The following is a 1,393-nucleotide window of genomic DNA, read 5'->3' on the forward strand; positions in this document are numbered from 1 at the left end:
TGATTTCAGACTTGCGGAGCCAGTCATGAATACGGAAGAGCTGTTGGCTGATGAACACTGCATTGGCCTGTTCGGTGATGAGCGGCTTTGTAAGAGTGGTATGCTGTTTTTGAAGCGAATGATCGAGCGCAGCACGGTGTGTGTGCGTCAGTTGAGCGACGAACGTGCTGAGCAGAAACGAATTTATCGGTTTCTGAAGCACCCTAACGTGACCCGACAAGAGATCATCCGGCATGGCAGCGAACGCACCGCCAAGGCAGCGGTCGGGCGTCACGTGCTGGCCATTCAAGACACCAGCGAATTCGACTTTAGCGCTCACCGGCAGCGCACCGCCGGATTGGGTCCGACCAGTGGCGGCAAAGGGTATGGATTGTTTCTTCATCCGGTGCTGGCCGTCGATGCCGAAAACCATGATTGTCTGGGTATTGCTCACTTGGCGACATGGGTACGCGAGACTCAGGATCAGCCCAAGCGCGAGCGTCGGCCTATCGAGGAAAAGGAATCGATGTGCTGGATTGACGGTGCGCAGGCTGCGGCGCAGTGTCTGCAAGACGCTGCGCTCGTGACTGTCATAGCAGACCGCGAGAGCGACATCTACGAAGAATGGGACCGTGTCCCCAATGAACGTGTCCACTTGCTCACGCGTGCCCATTACGACCGGCAGCTCGAGGGCGGCGGCACTTTATTTGAGTGGCTGAACAATCAGCCGGCCAAGGCCAGCTTGGTGCTGGATGTCCCGGCGCGAGCCGCATCGAAGGCATATCACAGCGCAGGCGGCGCACGAAGCAAAGCGCGCACGGCCCATAAGGCAGACATTGAACTACGCTTCGGCCAGGTGAAAATCAAGAGACCGGAAGGCTGCCGCGCACGACAAGCGAGCATCGCGCTGTCCGTGGTGGAGGTGCAAGAGACACGCGACTCGGTACTCCCAGGCGAGGAGCCGGTGCACTGGATTTTGCTGACTACCCACGATGTGCAGCAAGTGGACGAGGCGCTCCAGATCGTGGCGTGGTACGAGCAGCGCTGGCAGATCGAACAGCTGTTTCGAACACTCAAACGGCAGGGCATGGATCTTGAATCGAGCCAACTGGAACACGCCGATGAACTGCTCAAACTAGCCAGCGCCGCCACCTTCGCGGCGGTACGCACGCTTCAAATGGTGAATGCGCGTGACAACCAAACCGAACAACCAGCCGGCGACGCGTTTGACGACAACGAAATCGAAGTGCTGGACAAGCTGCAGGACAAACTCCAGGGCAAGACCGCCAAGCAAAAAAACCCTTACCTTGCCCGCAGCATGGCATGGGCTGCATGGACAATTGCCCGTCTAGGCGGTTGGATGGGCTACGCCAGCGAAGCCAAGGCCGGCCCTATCACTATGCTGCACGGCCTC

General features: G+C 58.6%; 1 protein-coding gene. It reads left to right on the plus strand.

Annotated elements, in window-relative coordinates:
• Positions 1 to 25 precede the first annotated feature (25 nt).
• Positions 26 to 1,393: IS4 family transposase (locus KBW95_RS24435; protein WP_211529554.1), on the plus strand; the 1,368-nt coding region annotated here is incomplete at its 3' end.

The sequence above is a fragment of the Massilia sp. ZL223 genome, from assembly GCF_018119395.1.
Taxonomy (GTDB): domain Bacteria; phylum Pseudomonadota; class Gammaproteobacteria; order Burkholderiales; family Burkholderiaceae_D; genus Telluria.